This window comes from Pseudomonas sp. WHRI 8519, assembly GCF_040224055.2.
Lineage (GTDB): Bacteria > Pseudomonadota > Gammaproteobacteria > Pseudomonadales > Pseudomonadaceae > Aquipseudomonas > Aquipseudomonas putida_X.
Genome location: NZ_CP167996.1, coordinates 4,454,496 through 4,476,003, shown reverse-complemented (window position 1 = coordinate 4,476,003; position 21,508 = coordinate 4,454,496). Strand labels below are relative to the sequence as shown.

Annotated in this window: 22 protein-coding genes; 9 read left to right on the top strand and 13 right to left on the bottom strand. The window is 60.3% G+C overall.

Annotation, left to right across the window (positions count from 1 at the left end):
• Window positions 1–50 precede the first annotated feature (50 nt).
• The 3 genes from ABRP30_RS20365 to ABRP30_RS20355 all read left to right on the top strand — a co-directional run bounded on the left by ABRP30_RS20365 (window position 51) and on the right by ABRP30_RS20355 (window position 3,295).
• Window positions 51–1,406 (top strand): glycosyltransferase, encoded by a 1,356-nt coding sequence (locus tag ABRP30_RS20365; RefSeq protein WP_372490347.1) that lies wholly within the window; start codon window positions 51–53, stop codon window positions 1,404–1,406.
• A gap of 69 nt (window positions 1,407–1,475) precedes the next feature.
• Entirely contained in the window at window positions 1,476–2,597 is a 1,122-nt protein-coding gene (locus tag ABRP30_RS20360; RefSeq protein WP_267817791.1) for a DegT/DnrJ/EryC1/StrS aminotransferase family protein, read from the top strand.
• Between the two features lie 14 nt (window positions 2,598–2,611).
• A complete protein-coding gene (locus tag ABRP30_RS20355; RefSeq protein WP_241804620.1) occupies window positions 2,612–3,295 on the top strand; it encodes a WbqC family protein in 684 nt (227 codons plus the stop codon).
• Between the two features lie 3 nt (window positions 3,296–3,298).
• Here ABRP30_RS20355 and ABRP30_RS20350 read toward each other — a convergent pair whose 3' ends face one another.
• Genes ABRP30_RS20350 through ABRP30_RS20330 form a run of 5 tightly spaced genes read right to left on the bottom strand, consistent with a single transcriptional unit; the run spans window position 3,299 to window position 7,176 of the window.
• Complete coding sequence (locus ABRP30_RS20350) at window positions 3,299–4,027, bottom strand: bifunctional 2-polyprenyl-6-hydroxyphenol methylase/3-demethylubiquinol 3-O-methyltransferase UbiG (RefSeq protein WP_241804619.1); 729 nt, start codon at window positions 4,025–4,027, stop codon at window positions 3,299–3,301.
• A gap of 2 nt (window positions 4,028–4,029) precedes the next feature.
• Window positions 4,030–4,809, bottom strand: coding sequence for a phytanoyl-CoA dioxygenase family protein (locus tag ABRP30_RS20345; protein WP_241804618.1), 780 nt, complete (start codon window positions 4,807–4,809; stop codon window positions 4,030–4,032).
• A gap of 7 nt (window positions 4,810–4,816) precedes the next feature.
• Window positions 4,817–5,596, bottom strand: a complete 780-nt coding sequence (locus ABRP30_RS20340; protein WP_349976550.1) for a class I SAM-dependent methyltransferase — start codon at window positions 5,594–5,596, stop codon at window positions 4,817–4,819.
• Window positions 5,589–6,512, bottom strand: coding sequence for a hypothetical protein (locus ABRP30_RS20335; protein ID WP_349976551.1), 924 nt, complete (start codon window positions 6,510–6,512; stop codon window positions 5,589–5,591). The genes ABRP30_RS20340 and ABRP30_RS20335 overlap by 8 nt, the downstream gene beginning before the upstream one ends.
• Before the next feature lie 7 nt (window positions 6,513–6,519).
• A complete protein-coding gene (locus tag ABRP30_RS20330) occupies window positions 6,520–7,176 on the bottom strand; it encodes an acetyltransferase (protein ID WP_267817788.1) in 657 nt (218 codons plus the stop codon).
• Between the two features lie 116 nt (window positions 7,177–7,292).
• Between ABRP30_RS20330 and ABRP30_RS20325 the strand changes: the two genes are divergently transcribed.
• The 3 genes from ABRP30_RS20325 (at window position 7,293) to ABRP30_RS20315 (ending at window position 9,952) form a co-directional block, all read left to right on the top strand.
• Window positions 7,293–8,138 carry a phytanoyl-CoA dioxygenase family protein gene (locus ABRP30_RS20325; RefSeq protein WP_267817786.1) on the top strand — a complete coding sequence of 282 codons (846 nt, stop codon included), beginning with the start codon at window positions 7,293–7,295 and terminating at the stop codon, window positions 8,136–8,138.
• 228 nt (window positions 8,139–8,366) lie between these two features.
• Window positions 8,367–9,233, top strand: a complete 867-nt coding sequence (locus ABRP30_RS20320; protein WP_267817784.1) for a hypothetical protein — start codon at window positions 8,367–8,369, stop codon at window positions 9,231–9,233.
• The gene (locus tag ABRP30_RS20315) at window positions 9,230–9,952 is read left to right on the top strand and encodes a TylF/MycF/NovP-related O-methyltransferase (RefSeq protein WP_012315576.1); all 723 of its coding nucleotides are present in this window, start codon (window positions 9,230–9,232) and stop codon (window positions 9,950–9,952) included. Before ABRP30_RS20320 ends, ABRP30_RS20315 begins: the two co-directional genes overlap by 4 nt.
• A 104-nt stretch (window positions 9,953–10,056) precedes the next feature.
• On the opposite strand, the gene lpdA is transcribed toward ABRP30_RS20315, so the two are convergent.
• The 4 genes from lpdA to ABRP30_RS20295 are packed head-to-tail and all read right to left on the bottom strand — an operon-like array spanning window position 10,057 to window position 15,003.
• Entirely contained in the window at window positions 10,057–11,436 is a 1,380-nt protein-coding gene (gene lpdA / locus ABRP30_RS20310; RefSeq protein ID WP_349976552.1) for a dihydrolipoyl dehydrogenase, read from the bottom strand.
• A 2-nt stretch (window positions 11,437–11,438) separates the two neighbouring features.
• Window positions 11,439–12,710, bottom strand: coding sequence for a dihydrolipoamide acetyltransferase family protein (locus ABRP30_RS20305; RefSeq protein WP_267817779.1), 1,272 nt, complete (start codon window positions 12,708–12,710; stop codon window positions 11,439–11,441).
• On the bottom strand, window positions 12,711–13,769 hold the full coding sequence (locus ABRP30_RS20300; protein ID WP_012315573.1) for an alpha-ketoacid dehydrogenase subunit beta: 1,059 nt from the start codon (window positions 13,767–13,769) through the stop codon (window positions 12,711–12,713).
• A gap of 1 nt (window position 13,770) precedes the next feature.
• Window positions 13,771–15,003, bottom strand: a complete 1,233-nt coding sequence (locus ABRP30_RS20295) for a 3-methyl-2-oxobutanoate dehydrogenase (2-methylpropanoyl-transferring) subunit alpha (RefSeq protein ID WP_241804611.1) — start codon at window positions 15,001–15,003, stop codon at window positions 13,771–13,773.
• A 197-nt stretch (window positions 15,004–15,200) separates the two neighbouring features.
• On the opposite strand from ABRP30_RS20295, the gene bkdR reads away from it, so the two are divergent.
• The 3 genes from bkdR (at window position 15,201) to ABRP30_RS20280 (ending at window position 18,588) form a co-directional block, all read left to right on the top strand.
• Entirely contained in the window at window positions 15,201–15,686 is a 486-nt protein-coding gene (gene bkdR, locus ABRP30_RS20290; protein WP_008098689.1) for a Bkd operon transcriptional regulator BkdR, read from the top strand.
• A gap of 198 nt (window positions 15,687–15,884) precedes the next feature.
• Entirely contained in the window at window positions 15,885–17,126 is a 1,242-nt protein-coding gene (locus tag ABRP30_RS20285; RefSeq protein ID WP_349976556.1) for a glutamine synthetase family protein, read from the top strand.
• Window positions 17,127–17,256: 130 nt separating this feature from the next.
• Window positions 17,257–18,588, top strand: coding sequence for an MFS transporter (locus tag ABRP30_RS20280; RefSeq protein ID WP_349976553.1), 1,332 nt, complete (start codon window positions 17,257–17,259; stop codon window positions 18,586–18,588).
• 285 nt (window positions 18,589–18,873) lie between these two features.
• Here the strand turns inward: ABRP30_RS20280 and ABRP30_RS20275 are convergent, their stop codons facing one another.
• From ABRP30_RS20275 to flgA, 4 genes are all read right to left on the bottom strand, one after another.
• Window positions 18,874–19,617 (bottom strand): flagellar brake protein, encoded by a 744-nt coding sequence (locus ABRP30_RS20275; RefSeq protein ID WP_241804609.1) that lies wholly within the window; start codon window positions 19,615–19,617, stop codon window positions 18,874–18,876.
• An 80-nt stretch (window positions 19,618–19,697) separates the two neighbouring features.
• Complete coding sequence (locus tag ABRP30_RS20270; RefSeq protein WP_241804608.1) at window positions 19,698–20,165, bottom strand: flagella synthesis protein FlgN; 468 nt, start codon at window positions 20,163–20,165, stop codon at window positions 19,698–19,700.
• Between the two features lie 49 nt (window positions 20,166–20,214).
• Window positions 20,215–20,526: a flagellar biosynthesis anti-sigma factor FlgM gene (gene flgM / locus ABRP30_RS20265; RefSeq protein ID WP_241804607.1), complete on the bottom strand. Its 312-nt coding sequence runs from the start codon at window positions 20,524–20,526 to the stop codon at window positions 20,215–20,217.
• A 151-nt stretch (window positions 20,527–20,677) separates the two neighbouring features.
• A complete protein-coding gene (gene flgA, locus ABRP30_RS20260; RefSeq protein WP_241804606.1) occupies window positions 20,678–21,430 on the bottom strand; it encodes a flagellar basal body P-ring formation chaperone FlgA in 753 nt (250 codons plus the stop codon).
• Window positions 21,431–21,508: the final 78 nt, after the last annotated feature.

Here is a 21,508-nt window from a genome sequence, read left to right as displayed (position 1 = left end):
ATGTCCCGGAACCAACGGTCATGATTTGAAGAGCACGGCCGATAACTGGGTTGCTGCACTACGCCCTTGTTGACCCCTTCGAAGCGAGTACCATGCTCCCCATCTATTTGAACCTAGGTTGCGCCGATCACCCTCGCCAAGGCTTTATCAATATTGATGTGGAGTCCACGGGCGCCGATCTGCAATGGAAGCCGGGCCAGGCTTTGCCGTGGGACCAAGGCACGGTGCCTGGGATCTATAGTGCTCATCTTCTGGAGCGACTCGAGCGTAATCAAGGTATTCGCTTGCTGCACGAATGCCGCCGAGTCCTGCAGCCGGGCGGGGTGATCCGTCTCGTCTGCGCCGACCTGGAAGCGTTGGTGGACGATTATGTTAATAACCGCACACGCCCTGAGGCGCCGGGCGTCGGTCGCGCTGAAAGGCTGAACAAAGCCCTGCGCCAGCATACCTGGACCTTCGACGCCGAGGAGCTCACGCGGATCTGCACGATGGTAGGGCTGGAACCGATAGCTATCACCGCAGAAGCCAATAGCAGCGATCCGCATCTGAGTGGGCTGGACGCTTCGGTGGCGGGCCAGTTAGTGCTGGAATTTTGCAAGCCGCAGCGTCAATTGGCGGCGGATGCCCAGCCTCTGGTCAGCATTGTCATGCCGACCTACAAAACCGAACACCTATACGACGCCTTGGGCAGCGCGCTTAACCAGACTTACCGCAACCTGGAAATCCTGGTGTGCGACGACTGCCCGACTGATGAGATCGAAAAGATCTGCGCCGACCTGAGCCAGGACGACCCGCGCGTGCGTTATGTGCGCAACCCTGATGCCGGAAAAGACATTGGCCGTCTAAATCATGTACTTTGCTTGAAAGAGGCTCGTGGCGAATTCGTCAAGTTCCTCAACGACGACGACCTGCTGGAACTCGAATGCGTGGAACGGATGCTCGACAGCTTCCGCTCTCATCCAGACGTTACGCTTGTAACCTCCAAGCGCCAGCGCATCGACCAGTATGGCGAACCTCTAGCCGATATCGCAGCAACCCAAGCCCCCGTGGCAGACGATGCGATGATCGAAGGCCTGTCGCTGGGCACCGCACTGATGCAGTCGCAGATCAATTTCGTTGGCGAGCCAAGCACGGTCATGTTCCGCCGCGCTGACATGCTGGACATTACTCCGGATTTCATGTCGGTAGACGAACAACCCATCGCCTGGGCCTCCGACGTAGCGATTTTTCTCAACCTGGCACTGCGCGGCAACACCGTTTATCTGGTTCAGCCACTGAGTAGCTTCCGCATCCACGGCGAGCAATGTCAGGTGCTCTACGGCGCCGCTGCACAGGGTGAATCCCGACGCTGCTGGGCAATCATGCGCGACTTCTGGGCGCGGCATGAATTCGACAAGGCGCTTTGACATTGCGCATATGACCACGCCTGAACAACACAAGGTTGGCCACCGTCGCCGGCCACAGGAACACCGCTCATGATTGGTCGGCCACCCGTTTTCGTGACCCAGCCTGCGTTGCCCGAGCTGGAGGCTTTTTTGCCATACCTGCGGGAAATTTGGGACAGCCGCATGCTGACCAATGGCGGAGCCATGCACCAGCGACTGGAAGCGGCGTTGTGCGCTTACCTGGGCGTGGAACATATTTCGCTATTCTGCAACGGTAGTCAGGCGCTGATTACAGCGTTGCAAGCGGCCGGGCTCAGCGGTGAGGTGATCACAACGCCTTACTCCTTTGTTGCTACTGCCCATTCGCTGCTATGGAACAATTTGACGCCAGTATTCGTCGATATCGACCCGCACACCCTGAACCTTGACCCGGCACGCATCGAAGCGGCCATCACCGACAAAACCACGGCCATCCTGCCAGTACATTGCTATGGCCATCCCTGTGATGTCGAGGCTATACGCGCGATTGCCGAGCACCATGGATTGCAGGTGATCTATGACGCGGCTCATGCTTTCGGTGTGCAGGATGAAAACGGTAGCCTGCTGCGTCACGGCGACCTGGTGACCCTGAGCTTTCACGCTACCAAGGTGTTCAGCACCTTCGAGGGCGGCGCTGTCATCTGTCGCGACGAGGAGACCAAGCGGCGCATAGACCAGTTGAAGAACTTCGGTCTATCTCCCGACGGAAGTACCGTAGAACTGACCGGTACTAACGGCAAGCTCAGCGAAATTCACGCGGCCTTTGGCATGTTGCAGCTGGATGGCCTGGATGAGGCGCTGGGGAAACGGCGGCTGATCGACCAGCGTTATCGCGAAGGCCTTGCGGGTATTGCGGGTATTCGCTGTATCGAGGGGAGGGGCGAGGCAGTCGCCAATCATGCGTACTTCCCGATACTGGTAGGGCCTGAGTTTGCGCTTGGCCGTGATGCACTGTTCTCGCACCTCGCCGCCCACAACATCCATGGGCGGCGTTATTTCCAGCCCCTGATAAGTGGCTTGCCGATGTACTGCGGGTACCCATCGTCCAGTGCCGACAACCTGCCAGTAGCGCATCAGGCGGTGGAGCAGGTTATCTGCCTACCGATCTATCCTGATCTGGATCTCTGCACCGTGGACTTCATTATCGGTTTGATCGTCGGGGCCAGTGCATGACCAGGGTGGCGATCATGCAGCCGTACCTGTTTCCCTACATTGGCTATTGGCAACTATTGAAGGCTGCAGACTGCTTCGTGGTCTACGATGACGTTAACTTCATCACGCGGGGATGGATCAACCGCAATCGCATCCTCATCAACGGGGCGCCAGGGCTGATCACGCTGCCGTTATTGCAGGCGTCGCAAAACCGCAAGATCAACGAAATAGACATCGCGCCTGCTGCCCAGTGGCAACGACGTATGCTGCGCAGCGTGGAAATGGCCTACCGCAAGGCACCCTGCTTTGATCAGGTATTTCCAGTGATAGAGCGTATTCTGGCGCACGAAGACAACAATCTCGCGGGTTTTCTGAGTCATCAAATTCAGGTGTTGGCCAACTTCATGGGCCAAACGACTCGGCTAGTTACGAGTAGTGAGGCTTACGGCAATGCTCAACTTAGAGCGCAGGCGCGGATTCTAGATATTTGCCGCCACGAAGGTGCTACCTGCTATATCAATGCTCAGGGCGGGCGCTCGCTCTATGAGGCGGAGCGGTTCGCCGACGCCAACATCGATCTGCGTTTCATCGGTATGCGGGTAATGGGCTATCGCCAACGCTGCGGGGGTTTCACACCGTACCTGTCGATCATCGATGCCCTGATGGAGGTCGGCGCCGAGGGCATCGGGCCGCACTTGGCGGCCTACGACTACCTCTGAGGTTCAAGCCTGGCAGACTACATAGATACTCGCGGTGAGGTCCGGGTATTTCATGCCCATCTTGTAACAGCCCTCGAAGAATGCCTGGTCGATGATACCGGCACGCAAGGCTGCATCGAACTGAAAGTTGGCCATCGGCTTGAACAGGATACCGCCGCGCTGGGTCACTTCGAAGCCCGCCTGCAACGCCTCGTGCTCCAGTGTGTCGAGGCTGTAAGTGCAACGGTGGCCGTGCTTGCGCTCGCCATCGGTAACAGCTGCATTGAAGTCGATCAGCCCCATGTTCACCGCGATCTGCCGCGACGCCGCATTGGCATTGGGCACGACGATGAATAGCCGGCCACCCGGCGCCAGCCACTGGCGTATCTTCTTGAGCACCGGCTGCGGCTCGGTCAGATGTTCGAGGGTATGGATCAGGAAGATGTTGTCGAAGCGACGTTCCAGGGTAGTGTCTTCGAACCGACCCAGGATGAATGTTGCGCGCGAATCGGCAACGTTTTTGCGGGCGACTTCGAGCAGGTCACAGGCCCCTTCAAGCACGGTCACGTCATCGAAGACCTGCAGCAACTTTTTGGTGAACTCGCCGTGATAGCATCCCATTTCCAGCGCATTCCCGGGGCGAAACTGCCCGTTTAGCGCCCTGAGCATGTAGTCGCGGTGTATATAGTCGAAATCGTAGGCGTACAGGCGGTTTTCCGTGTCCTGGTACTCGGTATTCAGATCTCGTGACATGGTTAACCCTGGTTGGAGTGATACATGCGCCTGGCCGGTGGCTGATACCACTCGTCCAGCGATGCGGGTACCCGCGCGTTGTAGCCGATGACCTGGCGCATCAATGGGTCGAGGTTTGGCCCCAGGTCATAGCCCAGGGCCCGCGGGTAGTCGAATTGCTGCTTGATGAACGGCTTGGAAAACATTGGCGTCACCGAGCGGCGCACCTGATCGGTAACGTTGCTGCCCCCCGCATGCCAGACATTGGAGTTGAACATGAGGATGCTGCCGGCCGGTGCGATCGCCTGTTCGGCGTGGGCCATGAAATAGTCGTCCGTCGGCTTGGCTTCGGCCTTGTGCGAACCGGAGAGCATCCAGGTCGCGCCATTGGCGGCGGTGAAGTCGTCGAGCATCACCAGCGTGTTCAGTAGCAACGGCATGTCACCGGAAAACGAACGGATATCACGGTGAACGCGCTGGGCGTAAGATTGGCTGTCGCGGGTGTTGATGGCGCCGCCATACGAGTTAAGGATGAACTGCCCGCCGAAATAGCGCTCGATGAAGGCATAGATAGGGTAGGCCTTCAGACAGTCGAGAAAACTGCCAAACTGGCCGATCAGGTGGTGCACGGTGTAACTGGTGTCCTGATCGATGCCGTTTTTTATCTGGTAGTGGCGGCAGATTGCATAGGCCTCGTGGATGTCTTTACGCATCTGCTCGACGATAGTGATCGGGATGGCCTTCTCAAAGATCACCCAGCCTTGTTCCGCCATGCGCTGGTCGAATACCTCGGAAGAAATCATAGGCGCTTCACCTGATCGTGACGATGCATTTTGAGGGGTACAGCTCGCACTTCTCCAAGGTGTATCCAGCAGGGGTGAAGACTTCTTTGAAGGCCAGCGCTTCGCCTGGTGCTTGAGCCCATGTCAGCTCATCCATCAATAGCATGCTGCCGGAAACCAGATGGGGCTTGACCGCCTTGAGCGCTGCCAGGGTTGGCTCGTACAGACCCATGTCGAAGTAGGCGAAAGCGACGATGGCCGAGCCGTTGTTCTTGAAGAATTCGGGCGCGGTCTGACAGACGTCCCCCGCAACCAGTTGATGTACTCCGCGCTTGTGTCCCAGCACGTTGTTGCCTTCGTGCACCTGCAACAGTTCGCTCAGGTAATCCTTGTAGCTGGCTTTGGTGGAGTAGGAGTTCTCAACCCACACACCGCTCTCCTTGCAGTCTTTTTCACCCGGCGCGCAATAGCCTTCAAAGGTGTCGAAACCGACGATCTGCCGCTGTTTGTTGAACGGTTCGTACATGGCCCTCAGGTTTTCCAGCAGCACCAGGTTGTGGCCGTACCAGGTGCCAAACTCGCAGATCATCCCCGGGATATGCTTGAAGCGTTTGTAAAGGTCGCTCAAGACGATGAACTTCACCAATACTGAGCTGCGGGTATAAAGGCCGATATTGAAAAGCACGTCGTCGTCAGAGAGCGGGCTGTTCAGGTACATGTCGCGCAACTTGTCACGAAAGGCGTACTGCAAATCCGATGCAGTGGATTCGAGTTTGTAGACTTCGTTTTGAAGCTGTTCGTTATTCATCATCACTCCACTGGGCCAGGCCGAAGCCGCTGGTCCCGAAACGGTTGCCGTTGTACAGCATGTAGGTGCGCTCGCCGCTCTGGAAGATGAACGGGTAGCAGGTCATCAGCGAGTCCCAGCCTTCGGCTGACGGTGAGATACCCGCATCGTCGTAGCGAGTCCAGGTCTTGCCGTCGGGCGACTCTGCGTAGCGTATGCGATACGAGCCGGCGCCATTGCGGTAGTCCTGCGATGCGCGTGAGCAGTACCACATCTTGAAAATCCCGTTTTCCTTGATGACGCAGGGGCGGGAAAAGGCTTCGGTCTCAAAGCGCGATTCAAGGCATTGCGGCGCGAAGCGGGTGAACTCGAATCCGTCTTTGGATTCGGCGTACTTGATCACGTACAACGGCTCGTATTTGCCGTCCACCTCCAGCCAGCGTGTACCGGACACGTACCACATCTTCCACAGGCCTTGGTCGAACAGCACGGTGGGCGTCACGGCCAGGTAGGGCTCGGTGGCAGTGCGATCCATGATCGGGCCTTCGAACAGTTTTTCGAAGTGCAGCCCGTCGTCGTCAGAAACCGCGATGCCCATGGCATTGTGGTAGGGCACGGTCAGGCGCTGGTTCCACCCGCTGTAGTACAGGTAGGTACGGCCATCTTTCTTCAGGGCGTAGCTGGGCATCACGCCTTCGTCATCGAAGGTGCCGGGAGCGCCGAAACCCAGGCAAGGTTCGCGGTGGCGGGCAACGACGGTGCGCGGGTCCTGCTTGTCCAGGTCAACCGCATAGCACAGGCTTTTGCCTGCGCTGTTGCGGGTGGAGATGAATACCCGAATCACATCGTCCAGCACCAGCGCGGTGGGCACTTGGGCGTGGGAGCCGACCCAGTCTTTATCGGGGTCGAAGGTTCTACCGAGTTTTTTCCAGGCCATGCTCTACCTAAAAATCCAGTTCCTGACTGCTCTTTACTGCGCGCGCGGGTGCGCCGATGTAGAGCTGCCAGGGTTGAGTGTCTTTTGAAATCAGTGCCCCCATGGCGACGCAGGTACCTGCACCGATCGTGCAATTGTTGGTGATGGTCGCGTTGACGCCGAACCAGGCGAAGGGCTCGACCAGGCAGTGCCCGGAGAGGACCACGTGGGAAGCGAAGAACACATGATCGCGGATCTCGCCATGGTGGCCTATGTGGTTGCCGCTCCACATCACCACATTGTTGCCGATGGTGGTGAATGGTTGCAGCGTGTTGTCTTCGAGAATGAAGCAGTTCTCACCGATGACGTTGTCGTTTACCGTGGCATTGGGGCTGACATAGCTAATGAAGTCGTAGCCCTTTTGCTTGCCCTGAATGTACACCGACTCACGTAGGCGGTTCATCTTGCGGCCGGTCATGGGCGCAAACAGCTTGTAGTCGGTGCTTGGGAAATAGTCCTGCAGGGTTTCAAAGGGCACCACCGGCAGCCCTTCGAACATTCTCGATTCTGGCAGGTAGCGTTCGTGCACGGTAAAGCCTACCACGTCCACTGCAGGGTCTTTTTTCAGGTAGTAGTGCGCCAGTTGGGCGGTGTCCAGCACTCCGAAAATGACAACTTTTTGCATCAGGGTATCCAGTGTGTTCGAGGATGAGTCAGGTCAACCGGTGCTGAGGGTACGCTGTGTATACTGCTGGCCACGATAGCACCTCCGCTTGCGTAACAAAAAAGGGCACCGGGCCGATGGGAAAGATTCTTGATCGAAATCAAATCCGCTTTTATCGCGAGCAGGGTTATCTGGTCGCCGAAGGCATTTTCGACCCGCGTCATCTCGACGAAACCCTGGTCCACTTCAATCTGGCATTTGCCCAACAGTTGGACCGGCTTGCTCTACCTGTCGCTGATGGTCCTGCCGTTGAAGCCCTGCATCTGAACATGGCCGTACTGCTGGGGGCGAGCGTTCCTCTCTACTTGGCGACGCTGCGCATGTGCTCCAAGCTGTACGGCGTCTACCGGTTGATGACCGCCGATCGACTACGCGAAGCGGCTGCCGACCTGGGCGTCGTTACTCCGTTGTTCCAGACCACCCCTGTGTTGCATCTGATGTCGAAAAAGTTGGTGATCCCGGGAGGTTATCAGGGGTTTGACGTGCATCAGGACTGGACTTCAGTCCAGGGCAGCCTGGATACCATCACCACCTGGATCCCGTTCATGGACATCGACACGCAATTGTTCACCATGGAGGTGATGCCCGGCAGTCATTTGCTGGGCCTGCTTAGCGGCGACCAGGAACAGCATGTGTTGAGGGTCGACGAAAAGCACTTCAAGGAAGATGACTTCGTTCCTGTCTGTGTCGGCAAGGGTGGCGTTTGCTTGATGTCGAACTTCACCATTCATCGGTCTTCTCGTGAAGGGGATGAGCGCTTGCGGATTTCCGTCAGTGGGCGTTATGAAAATGCCAGTGAGCCGACGTTCATCGAGCGCGAGTATCCGTTCACCCAGCACAAGACAATGCAGCGCGGGTTGATTACCGAGCACTTTCCGAGCGTGGAACAGGTGCGCGCTGTGTATGCCATTGAAGGCCACTAATTAGCCGATATTTGGCCAGCATCGGCGTCACGCGCGCTTAAAGTTTCCTGCCGGCATGCCGATCACTGAAGCACTGGATACAGGTAATACACCTGTATCGCCATGGTTGGAGTTCCCGCCCTCAGCGGCTGGATGCGTCGCCTTGCGTCCGCTTCAATCCATGCACCGCTGCCAGCCCACGTAGTTCGTGGTGGACATTGGTCTCAATGAGGTCCTGAAGGGACAAGTATGAATTTTTATGTCAATCAGGTGAAGAACAAGCCGGACTACCGGGGCTCGCTGTTCAGGGGTGATATCTTCCTGGAAACCGCCCTTGGCAATGCACATGAGCTGTGTGCATTGGCCCGGCAGAGTATTACCGCCGCCTTTGATGGCGAAACCGACCACCAGTCGCTGCACAAAATGATGCCGGTGGAGACCTTCGTAGAGCGTGTCACTGCACTCAAGCGGCAGTTTACCAATGGTCCGCAGGCCAAGGCGTTGATCCGCGATTTCATTCGCGAGATCGGGGCCGATCCCAAGGACTATATCTTCGACGTGCCTCGTGTGCGTGTAGTGCCCAACTACGAGTACCTGCATGCAGGTGTGAGCTACGCATACAAGCCCCACCGCGATACCTGGTACGGCAGTGTGGAAAGCCAGGTGAATACCTGGATGCCGGTGTACAGCATCGAGCCCGAACAGACCATGATGATCAACCCGGCCTATTTCGAGCGGCCGGTGCGAAACAGCTCCGCTGATTGGAGCCTCAATGACTGGATTCATGTGCAACGGCACAAGGCTTCGCAGAACATCACTGAAGAAACCCGGGTACACCCGGTGCCGCTGGAAGACATCGATACCAGCGCCGAACTGCGTGTGGCTGCAAACAGCGGCGAAATGCTGATTTTCTCTGGCGCTCATCTGCACGGCACCGTAGCCAACTTCACCGACAAGGTGCGTTTCAGCGTGGACTTCCGTCTGATCCACTTGCAAGACCTGCTGCATAAGCGCGGTGCACCGAACGTCGACAACGGTTGTTCGGATGCAGAGGCCGGCTTCAAAGACTTTTTCAACGCCAGCGACTTTTCGCAATTCCAGGGAGTTAACCCATGACCAAGCGTCGTCTGACTGCTGCCGAGGTCGAGTACAACGAAAAGCGCGCCAGCGTGCTGAGCCGTGTCGATGCCCAATACGTGGCCGATGCGCCGTTCGTGTTTGCCAACCGTATCGCCGTGACCGCTGCGCTTTCGCGCATCGAACTGTTCAAGATGGTGCAAGACATTCCGGGCGCTATCGTCGAGTGCGGCGTATACAAAGGCAACTCGTTGATGCTGTACATGCAGCTATCGATGATTCTGGAACCCTATGCGATCAACCGTTCGATCATCGGTTTCGATACCTTCGGCGGCTTTGCCAGCATCGATGCCGAGCAGGATCCAGCCGACATCAATGAAAGCATGTTCTCCGACACCGACGAGACCCTGATTCAGGACATGATCGAGGCCAACGATCTGATTCGCCCGGTCAATCGGATCCCGCGCTGCGAGATCGTCAAGGGCGACATTCTGGAAACCGTGCCTGCCTTTGTGAAAACCCGCCCCGATCTGGTAGTGGCCATGCTGATCCTCGACACGGACCTGTATTCGTCCACCAAGGTGGCGCTGGAGACTTTCCTGCCTTACATGCCTAAAGGCGCGATCGTGGTGCTGGACGAAGTCGCCTACCGCAACTTCCCTGGCGAAACTGCCGCGCTGCGTGACGTGCTGGATCTGAACAAGATCGAACTCAAGCGCCTGCCGTTCGATTCGTCGGTGGGCTACTTCCGCGTTTGAACTGATCATCGGCATGTCTGCAGGCCAATGCAGCATCGCCGAATGAAAAAAAGCCCGCAGCGCCGAGGGCGCTGCGGGCCAAATCGGCCGCAGCCGCTTCAGTGTCAGATGTGCAGGGCGTGGCCCAGCGCGCGCAATGCCGCTTCCTGCACCGCTTCGCCCAGGGTCGGGTGAGCGTGGATAGTGCCCGCGATATCCTCCAGCCGCGTGCCCATTTCCAATGACTGGGCAAACGCTGTGGACAGCTCTGAAACCGCCACGCCAACCGCCTGCCAACCCAGGATCACGTGATTGTCACGCCGCGCCACCACGCGCACGAAGCCGGTTTTCGACTCCAGGCTCATGGCGCGGCCATTGGCGGCGAAGGGGAACTGCGCGACGATGCAGTCCAGCCCTTGCTGGCTGGCCTGTTCCGGGGTCTTGCCGACCACAACGACTTCCGGGTCTGTAAAACACACTGCTGCAATTGCGCAGGGTTCGAACCGTCGTGCCTTGCCGGCAATGATTTCCGCGACCATTTCACCTTGCGCCATTGCGCGGTGTGCCAGCATCGGTTCGCCGGCCACGTCACCGATGGCCCAAACGTTGTGCATGCTGGTCTGACAGCGTTCGTCGATGGCGATGGCCGCGCCGTTCATCTTCAGTTCGAGGCTTTCCAGATTGAAACCGTGCGTGCGCGGGCGGCGGCCAACCGCCACCAGCACCCGGTCGGCCTCCAGGCGCAGCTGTGCACCTTGAGCATCGCGGGCCAGCAAGCAACCGCTGTCGTAACCTTCGACGCTGTGCCCAAGGTACACAGTGATGCCCAGCTTTTTCAGCGATTCGGCTACCGGCGCGGTCAGCTCGCTGTCATAGGTCGGCAGGATGCGCTCACGCGCCTCCACCACGCTCACCTGCGCGCCCAGTTTGCGGTAGGCGATACCCAGCTCCAGGCCGATATAGCCGCCGCCAACCACCACCAGGTGCCGAGGTAGGGTTTCGGGGGCCAGGGCCTCGGTCGAGGAGATGATCGGCCCGCCCAGCGGCAGCATGGGCAGTTCGACGCTGTTCGAGCCGGTGGCCAGCAGCAGGTGCTCGCACTGGATGCGCTGGCCGTCGACGTCGACGTGCTTGCCGTCAAGGATCTTCGCCCAGCCATGGATCACTTTGACCCCGTGCTTTTTCAGCAGCGCGGCGACGCCGGTGGTCAGGCGATCGACGATACCGTCCTTCCAGGCCACGCTCTGGCCGATGTCCAGGCGCGGCGAGGCGACGCTGATGCCCAGGGGCGAGGGTTCGGTAAAGCGCGAAGCCTGGTGGAACTGCTCAGCCACATGGATCAGCGCCTTGGACGGAATGCAGCCGATGTTCAGGCAAGTGCCGCCCAGCGCCTGGCCTTCCACCAGCACGGTGGGGATGCCCAATTGCCCTGCGCGGATGGCGGCCACGTAGCCACCAGGGCCACCGCCGATGATCAGCAGGGTGGTGTCGATAGTCTGTTGCATGCTTACTCCACGAACAGGCAGGCGGGTTGTTCAAGCAAGCCACGTACAGCCTGGATGAACAGCGCGGCATCCATGCCATCGACCACACGGTGGTCGAACGAGCTGGACAGGTTCATCATCTTGCGGATCACGATCTGGCCGTCGACCACCATTGGCCGCTCGACCATGCGGTTGACGCCGACGATCGCTACCTCCGGGGTGTTGACCACCGGTGTGCTGACGATACCGCCCAACGCACCGAGGCTGGTCAGGGTGATGGTCGAGCCGGACAGTTCCTCGCGGCTGGCCTTGTTGTTGCGCGCTGCATTGGCCAGGCGGCCAATCTCGCTGGCATTGCCCCACAGGCTGCCGGCCTCGGCGTGGCGCAGCACCGGCACCATCAGGCCGTTGTCGCCTTGGGTGGCGATGCCCACGTGCACCGCGCCATGGCGGGTGATGACCTGGGCTTCGTCGTCATAGGTGGCGTTGATCTGCGGGAAGTCGCGCAGCGCCACGACCAGGGCGCGCACCAGGAACGGCAACAGGGTCAGCTTGCCGCGGCTGTCACCGTGCTTGCTGTTGAGTTGCTGGCGCAGGGCTTCCAGCGCCGTGACGTCGATTTCCTCGACATAGCTGAAGTGCGCCACGCGGCGCTTGGCATCCTGCATGCGCTGGGCGATCTTGCGGCGCAGGCCGATCACCTGCACCTGCTCGCTGTCGGTGCGCTTGGCATAACCGCCAGGTGCCTGGCCGGCAGGGCTCTGCGGTTTGCTGATGAAGGCATCGAGGTCTTCGTGCAGGATGCGCCCGGCCGGGCCGCTACCATGCACGTAACGCAATTCGATACCAGCATCCAGGGCGCGCTTGCGCACAGCGGGGGAGGCCAGCGGCTTTTCGTCGGCCTGGCGCGGCACGATAGGGGGGGCACTGTGCGACGTGGTGGCCGGGCAGGCAACCGGTTGTGCGTCGACACGGGGTTCCGGCTTGACGGCGACCGGTGCGGCCTGCGGCTCGACCGGCTTGGCCTGCGGCACATCCACGTGGTTGCCGCTGCCTTCCACTTCGATGCGGATCAGCTCGCTGCCGACCGCCATCACTTCACCCGGCTGGCCACCCAGGGCCAGCACCTTGCCACTGACCGGCGAAGGGATTTCCACGGTGGCCTTGTCAGTCATGACATCGGCGACCACCTGGTCTTCGGCGATCACATCGCCGACCTTGACGAACCATTCGACCAGTTCGACTTGCGCGATGCCTTCGCCAATGTCCGGCATCTTGATGACGTGCGTGCCCATTCAGACCTCCATGACCCGTTTCAATGCCGCACCAACACGAGAAGGGCCTGGGAAATAAGCCCACTCCTGTGCGTGAGGGTAGGGCGTGTCCCAACCGGTGACGCGCTCGATGGGCGCTTCGAGGTGATGGAAGCAATGCTCCTGCACCAGCGCCACCAGTTCGGCGCCGAAACCGCAGGTCCGTGTGGCTTCATGCACGACCACGCAGCGGCCGGTCTTCTTCACCGACGCGACGATGGTGTCCAGGTCCAGCGGCCAGAGGCTGCGCAGGTCGATCACTTCAGCATCCACACCGGTTTCCTCGGCGGCCACCTGGGCCACGTAGACCGTGGTGCCGTAGGTCAATACAGTGACGTCGTTGCCTGGGCGGGTGATGGCCGCTTTGTCCAGCGGCACGGTGTAGTAACCGTCCGGCACGGCACTTTGCGGGTGCTTGGACCACGGCGTCACCGGGCGGTCGTGGTGGCCGTCGAACGGGCCGTTATACAGGCGCTTGGGCTCCAGGAAGATCACCGGGTCATCGCATTCGATCGAGGCGATCAGCAGGCCTTTGGCATCGTACGGGTTGGAGGGCATGACCGTGCGCAGGCCGCACACCTGAGTGAACATCGCTTCGGGGCTCTGGCTGTGGGTCTGGCCACCGTAGATGCCGCCACCGCAAGGCATGCGCAGGGTCAGTGGCGAGATGAATTCGCCGGCCGAGCGATAGCGCAGGCGCGCCATTTCCGAGACGATCTGGTCGGAGGCGGGGTAGAAGTAATCGGCGAACTGGATTTCCACCACCGGCCGCAGGCCATAGGCCCCCATGCCCACGGCGGTGCCGACGATACCGCTCTCGGAGATCGGCGCGTCGAACACGCGCGACTTGCCGTACTTGGTCTGCAGGCCCTCGGTGCAGCGGAACACGCCGCCAAAGTAACCCACGTCCTGGCCGTAGATCACCACGTTGTCGTCGCGCTCAAGCATGACGTCCATGGCCGAGCGCAGGGCCTGGATCATGGTCATGGTAGTGGTGGCCATGGCGGTTTCCGGTTTGATGCTGTTGTTGTGGTCGTTCATCTCAAACCCCCAGTTCCTGGCGCTGACGGCGCAGGTGGTCGGGCATTTCCTTGTACACGTCCTCGAACATCGAGGCTGCACTCGGGATGTGGCCGTTGGCCAGGGTGCCGTATTGTTCGGCTTCCTTTTGCGCGGCGATGACGGCCGCTTCGAACTCTGCGGTGACGGCCTGGTGTTCTTCCTCGGACCAGTGGCCGATCTTGATCAGGTGCTGTTTCAGGCGGGCGATCGGGTCGCCCAGCGGGAAGTGGCTCCAGTCGTCGGCAGGGCGGTATTTGGACGGGTCGTCGGAAGTGGAGTGGGGGCCTGCGCGGTAGGTGACCCACTCGATCAGGCACGGGCCCAGGCCGCGGCGGGCGCGTTCGGCGGCCCAGCGCGAGGCGGCATATACAGCGACGAAATCGTTGCCGTCCACCCGTAGGGAGGCGATACCGCAACCCACGCCACGGCCGGCGAAGGTGGTCGATTCGCCGCCGGCGATGGCCTGGAAGGTGGAGATCGCCCACTGGTTGTTGACCACGTTGAGGATCACCGGGGCGCGGTATACGTGGGCGAAGGTCAGCGCGGTGTGGAAGTCGGACTCGGCCGTGGCGCCGTCGCCGATCCAGGCCGAGGCTATCTTGGTATCGCCCTTGATCGCCGAGGCCATGGCCCAGCCGACCGCCTGCACGAACTGCGTCGCCAGGTTACCGCTGATGGTGAAAAAGCCGGCTTCGCGTACCGAATACATGATCGGTAGCTGGCGGCCTTTTAGCGGGTCGCGTTCGTTGGACAACAGCTGGCAGATCATTTCCACCAGCGACACGTCGCGGGCCATCAGGATGCTTTGCTGGCGGTAGGTGGGGAAGCACATGTCGGTGCGGTTCAGCGCCAGCGCCTGGGCGCTGCCGATGGCTTCTTCGCCCAGGCTCTGCATGTAGAAGGACATCTTCTTCTGGCGCTGGGCAAGCACCATGCGGCTGTCGAAAATCCGCGTCTTGAGCATGGCGCGCATGCCTTGGCGCAGCAGCTGTGGATCGATGTCTTCGGCCCATGGGCCAAGAGCATCGCCATGCTCGTCGAGCACGCGGACCAGGCTGTTGGACAGGTCGGCAGTGTCGGCAGCATCGACATCGATGGGCGGTTTACGGACTTGACCCGCGTCGTTCAGGCGCAGGTAGGAAAAATCGGTCTGGCAGCCTGGCCGGCCGGTAGGCTCGGGCACATGCAAACGCAGGGGGGCGTACTCGTTCATGCTTTTTACGCTCGCTCGGATGTTGTTTTTGTGAGCTTTGAAGCGGCCGCCGCTGACTACCGGCTTGTGACTGGCAGGTCAGCGTCAATTACATAGTAGTGACACCCCGGGAGAATTTTTCTCTCAAGTTGATTGCCTTTAGCGAGCGGTCCAGATAAACATTCTGCATAAACACAAAAAACCGGTGAATTTGTCTCATGCGCAAACTCGATCGTACCGATATCGGCATTCTCAACAGCCTTCAGGACAACGCCCGCATCACCAACGCAGAACTGGCGCGGTCGGTGAACCTGTCGCCCACGCCTTGCTTCAACCGGGTCAAGGCCATGGAAGAGCTGGGTGTGATCCGTCAGCAGGTGACCCTGCTGTCGCCAGAGGTGCTGGGGCTGGATGTCAATGTGTTCATCCATGTCAGCCTGGAGAAGCAGGTAGAGCAAGCGCTGCACCGCTTCGAGGAAGAAATCGCCGAGCGCCCGGAGGTGATGGAGTGCTACCTGATGACTGGCGACCCCGACTATTTGCTACGGGTGCTGTTGCCGAGCATTCAGGCGCTGGAGCGGTTTCTCGATTACCTGACGCGACTGCCAGGGGTAGCGAACATACGCTCGAGTTTTGCCTTGAAGCAGGTCCGGTACAAAACGGCGCTGCCATTGCCTGCCAACGGCATGACCCTGCGCGAGTGAGGGGCAAGAACTGCGTCGTCGCGGATGCAGGTGCTTGATATTTTAAACACCCCCAGCCTATGTTGTTGCCAGCCCATAACAACAAGGACAAGCGTCATGACCACCGCAGCCCCGCGCTCGCTCGCCGAGCATCTTCAGGGCATCGACCAGATCGAATGTGTCACTCCCGACCTTAACGGCGTTCCCCGTGGCAAGGTCATGACTGCCGATGGCTTCCTCGAAGGCCGGCGCCTGCAGATGGCACGTGGCGTCTTGTTGCAGTGCATCATGGGCGGCTACCCGCCAGCGAAATACTACGGCAGCGACGATGGTGATCTGGCCTTGGTCGCGGAGCCTGCGCAGATCCACCGCTTGCCCTGGAGCGAGGAGGGCCTGGCGCTGGCGATCTGTGATGCCAATGAGCTCGATGGCCGGCCGTCAGGGCTATCCACCCGCGGGCTACTCAAAGGGGTGATCGCCCGCTATGCCGCGCTGGGCCTGACGCCGGTGGTGGCCACCGAGCTGGAATTCTTCGTCTTTGCGCCCAACAGTGACCCTGTACAACCGTTTGTGCCGCCGCTGGGCAAGGACGGCCGCCGTGAGCTCGGCCACTCGGCATTCAGTGTCAGTTCCAACAACGGCCTGCGGCCGTTCTTTCAGGAGGTTTACCGGTGCATGGCCGCGCTTGGCCTGCCGCGCGACACCTTCATGCATGAAATGGGCGTCAGCCAGTTCGAAATCAATCTGCTGCACGGCGACCCCTTGCTGCTGGCCGACCAGACGTTCCTGTTCAAGCACCTGCTCAAGGAGGTCGCGCTCAAGCATGGCCTGACGGTGGTGTGCATGGCCAAGCCCCTGGCGCATACGCCGGGCAGCTCGATGCATATCCACCAGAGCCTGGTAGAGACAGCCACGGGGCGGAACGTGTTCAGCGATGACCAGGGGCAGCCGAGCGAGACCTTCCATCATTTCATTGGCGGCCTGCAGGCGTGCATGGCCGATTTCACTGCGCTGTTCGCACCCAATGTCAACTCGTACCAGCGGCTGTGCCATCCCTATGCGTCGCCGAACAATGCTTGCTGGTCGCATGACAACCGCGCTGCCGGGCTGCGTATTCCGGCCAGCGGCCCCGCGGCGCGGCGCGTCGAGAACCGCCTGCCGGGCGCGGATGCAAACCCCTACCTGGCCATTGCCGCCAGCCTGGCAGCTGGCCTGCACGGCCTCGAGCAGCGCCTGGCGCCTGCACCGGCCATCCAGGGTGAGTTCCAGGTCCCTGAGCACCTGAGCCTGCCCTGCACCCTGCATGCGGCGCTGGAACGTCTCAAGCGCAGCGCCTTGGCCCGGGAACTGTTCGGGGCTGAGTTCATCGAAGGTTACGCTGCCAGCAAGACGCTCGAGTTGACTGATTTCTACAACGAGATCACGCCGTGGGAGCGGCGCGTGTTGGCGGCACAAGCCTGATCGCGACACGAACGCTACTGCATGCGCCCCTGTTCTGCTATTTCGCAGGCAGGGGACTGCGCCGCGGCTGATTTGCTTTTATGCTTGCCAGCAAGCCAACGCCACCTGACCAGGGAGCCCTACGGGACGTATGCGAAACATCTGGAAGCCGTTTCAGTCGTTGTATTTCGCTGCCTTGATGATGCTTATCGGCTCGGGTCTGCTCAGTACTTACCTGGCTTTGCGCCTGGCGGCCGACAATGTCGACAGCCTGTGGGTCGGTGCGTTGATGGCGGCCAACTATTTCGGCCTGGCTGTTGGTGGCAAGGTTGGCCACCGGCTGATCAGCCGGGTAGGGCACATCCGGGCCTATACCACCTGCGCCGGCATCGTCTGTGCGGCGGTGCTGGGCCATGGCATGACCAACTGGCTGCCGGTCTGGGTCGGGCTGCGGATGCTCGTTGGCCTGGGCATGATGTGCCAGTACATGGTCATTGAGAGCTGGCTGAACGAGCAGGCTGACGCCAAGCACCGCGGCGCTGTGTTTGGCGGGTACATGATCGCCTCTTACCTCGGGCTGGTGCTCGGTCAGCTGATTCTGGTGGTGCATCCCGAACTTGGCCCTGAACTGTTGATGCTGGTCGCGATGTGCTTCGCCCTGTGCCTGGTGCCGGTGGCGATGACCCGGCGCATTCACCCGGCGCCGCTGCGCCCGGCACCGATGGAGCCGAAATTCTTCATCAAGCGCGTGCCGCAGTCGCTGAGCACGGTGCTGGGGTCGGGTTTGATCGTTGGCTCTTTCTACGGCCTGGCGCCGCTGTATGCGTCCAGCCAGGGGCTCTCCACCGAGCAGATCGGCTTGTTCATGGGCAGTTGCATCTTTGCCGGGTTGCTGGTGCAGTGGCCGTTGGGCTGGTTGTCCGACCGCTATGACCGGGCCGTGCTGATCCGCAGCGTGGCTGTGGGGCTGGCGCTGGCGGCGGCGCCGCTGGCGATTCTGCCCAATGTGCCGTTGGAGTTGCTGTTCGGCATCGGCTTTCTGATTTCGCTGTTGCAGTTCTGCCTTTATCCGCTGGCTGTGGCATTTTCCAACGACCACGTGGAAAGCGAGCGGCGTGTCTCGTTGACCGCCATGCTGCTGGTCACCTACGGCGTGGGGGCGTGCGTCGGGCCGCTGGCGGCGGGGGTACTGATGAAGGTGCTGGGCGCGCAGATGCTGTATGCCTTCTTCGTGTTCTTCGCCCTGGTGCTGGTGTGGCGGATTCGGCCGAAGGCGGTCACCGGGCTGCACCAGGTACAGGACGCGCCGTTGGGTCACGTGGCCATGCCGGCGGCGGGCTCGCCATTGTCGGCGGCGCTCGACCCGCGGGTGGATGAACAGACCGTGCAGGAGGTAATGCAGGCGCCTGTGGCGGCTGAGGATACCGAGGCTGAAGAAAAGGCCGAACCGGCTGATCCGGGCGAGGTCAGCAAGCCGGTTTGAGGCGGGCCCAGGGTAGGCACAAACGAATAGCCAGTCTCAGGTCAATGCCAGTGAGTACGCTTCATCAGGGCTGCTATGCAGCCCATCGCTGGCAGGCCAGCTCCACCAGTGCGGCGTAGGCTTCACCATACGGGGTTGCCCAAGACATTGGATGGATGGGTGTCCAACATCTGGGGTGCAGCCAGATCCCGGTGGGAGCCGGCTTGCCGGCGATGGGCCGCAAAGCGGCCCTGATCGTTCAAAAGACTGGCATCAGCCTTCAGGGGGGGCGTTCTAAGCAGACGATCAATAATCGTCTTTATCGAACCGCCGCGCTTCGCGCTGCAGCTGGTACACGAAGCTCTCTATCTTGCGTTGCGCCTGGCCATTGAGGTTATGGAAGCGTACGCCGGCAAAGGTGGTGTTGATCCGCTCTTCGTAATGCAGGTGGCGCAATTCGACCATCATGTCCACCAGGCCCAGCGGGTTGCTGGCTTTGAAGCGCTCGTAAACCTGGCCCAGTTGCAGACGCGCCTCGACGTTGCCGTCGAACCGCAGCTTGCAGCCAGTGGCGGAGATGTCGAGCAACTTGCCGCGCAAGGCACCATTCCCCTTGAGATGGGTACCATCGAGAATCACATCGACCAGCTGCGACAGCTTCAGCGCAGCGCGAAATGCATTGCGCCGCTGGTGGTAGGTCACCTCGTCCGGCAAGGCACCGCGGTAGGAGCGATGGCCATCGACCTCGGTGATCCTCAGTTCGTGGTTGCACTCCCACGCAATGCGTACGCCGTCGTGGAACCCTTCAACGCGGAACGGCTCGCCGTTCTCGATGAATTTTTCGCCATCGCGCGGGATCATCTCGTCCAGCGCCAAAGTATTGCTGTCACGGTCCACATGAACCACGTAGCTCTGGAAACGCTGGCTGCGCTCATGGAAGGTGATGATCAAAGGATCATGGCTCTCCAGCAACTGGCGCAGGTTGGCCGCAATCTCCAAAGGAGTGTTCAGCACCTTTGGCGGCTGCGGAGCATCGGTTTCATTGAACACGGGTTATCAATCTCCAGGCAAAAACGACACACGCAAGTAAAGGCATTTTGCCAGTATGTTCCGTGCCTTGATAGAACTAATCACACTTGGCTGAGCGCCCGAGGCTTGGCCAGTGGCGAAGTGGCGCCACGGCTGTCGTAGAGCGACGGAGAATCGCCGCCCATGAGGATTCTGATCTGGTTGGCGGTGACGTGCTGCTGTACCTGGACGATCCGGCCATTGGTTTCGTTGACCTTTTGGCAGGTTTCCATCAATTCGGTCAGCGCTCTGAGTTGTTGCATGATCACTTCACCGTTTGGCGACTGTGCAGCAACGGCCTGCACCCCGGCGCGGTCGGCGCTGAGGCCGAGGCTGGTGAGCAGGTTGTGGCGGCGGATGCCTTGCTGCTCGAGCAGAACGATCAGCGATTGCTTGCGGGCCAGGATGCCCTCCAGCGGTGCCATATCGCGCCCGTGCAGGGCGACTGCCTCCTGCTGAAGCAGGTCGAGCAGCTCCTGGGTGGGGGCGATGTCGTCTTCGATCAGTTGCAGCAATGTGATGTCGTGCATGGCTAACTCTTGGCTTTTCAAGCGTCCGTGAAGTCAGCGCGCCGAACGGTCAGCGCTGGGCTTCGAAATCGAGCAGTTTGCTGGCGACCCGGCCGGCATCGACCTGGTAGCTGCCATCTGCGATCGCCTGTTTCAACTGTGCCACGCGGGCATTGTCGACAACGGGCTGGTCGCGCAGCTTGTCGCTGACCTTTTGCAACTGCTGGGCCTCTTGGCTGAGGTGTACCGCTTCTCCGCTGGCGCTTGCGCTATTCGGCGCGGTGGTTTCGCCGGACTTGTCGGCGTTGCCGGGCGCGGCATTGCCGCGAACGCCGCCCGTGATGGACGGAGAGTTATTCAAACGACTGAAGTCGATGACCATGATCAGAAACCCCTGGGTATTTGGACGCTTGCCATGTTTTCGGCCATTGCGAAAGAAACTTTAGGCATAAATGCTCAGCCGCCTCTCGGCAAGCCCGCGAACCCGTTCCTGATACAGTTTAGAAAAAGCGGTAATACACTGCCAGCCCAATCTACATAGCGACCTCCACCTGGCCGGGGGCCGTGACCCGGGCCTTCACTACCCTCTGCGAATTCAGGTTGCGCACCCGGATCTGCTCGCCCTGGCCGCCTTTGCTGAGGGCCTCGCCGGGCATGCGTACGGCCAGGCTGCCGCTGCGGGCGATGATCACCACATGGTCGCCCTTGCGTACCACCTCGGCCTGCTCCAGGTGCTGTGGGGTCAAAACCTGGTCGATCACCGTCGGGCGCAGCATCTTCATGCCAACCACCTGATCAAGGTCGGTGAGAAAGCCTTGGGTGAGGGTGCCAACGTCACGTTCGCGCAGGGCCACGTCACCTTCACCCACGATATTCTGGCGCTTCAGCGGGCGGGTAACCACCACCACATCGCGGAACAGCCGCACCGTTGCCGGCACGAAGACGGTCCACGGCGCGGCGCCGTCGCAGCGTACACGTACCGTGACACGCCCCAATGGCTGCGCCGGGCTTTCCAGCGAAGCGTCCAGTTGCTGGCTGCACAGCGGCATGCGCAGGCGCGGATCGAGCGAGTTGACCTGTATTTCGTAGCGGCCCGGTGTCTGCGTCGTGGCCAGGTAATCCTCTACGGTGAATTCAAGAAACCCTTGGGTGACACCGATAAGCTGTTCAGGCAAGGTAACCGCGTCCGCCAGCGTTCGAGCGCCGGGTGCCAGCAGGCACAGTGCAGCCAGCGAGCCGCTCAGCAGGTGCGTCAGTCGTCGGAAAATTGTCGTTTTCGTGTACATGACGCTCAAAAAAGCAAAGCCCGTGCCGACTCGCTGTAGGAGTGGCTACGATATGGCAGAAATAAAAAGGAGTCAGGC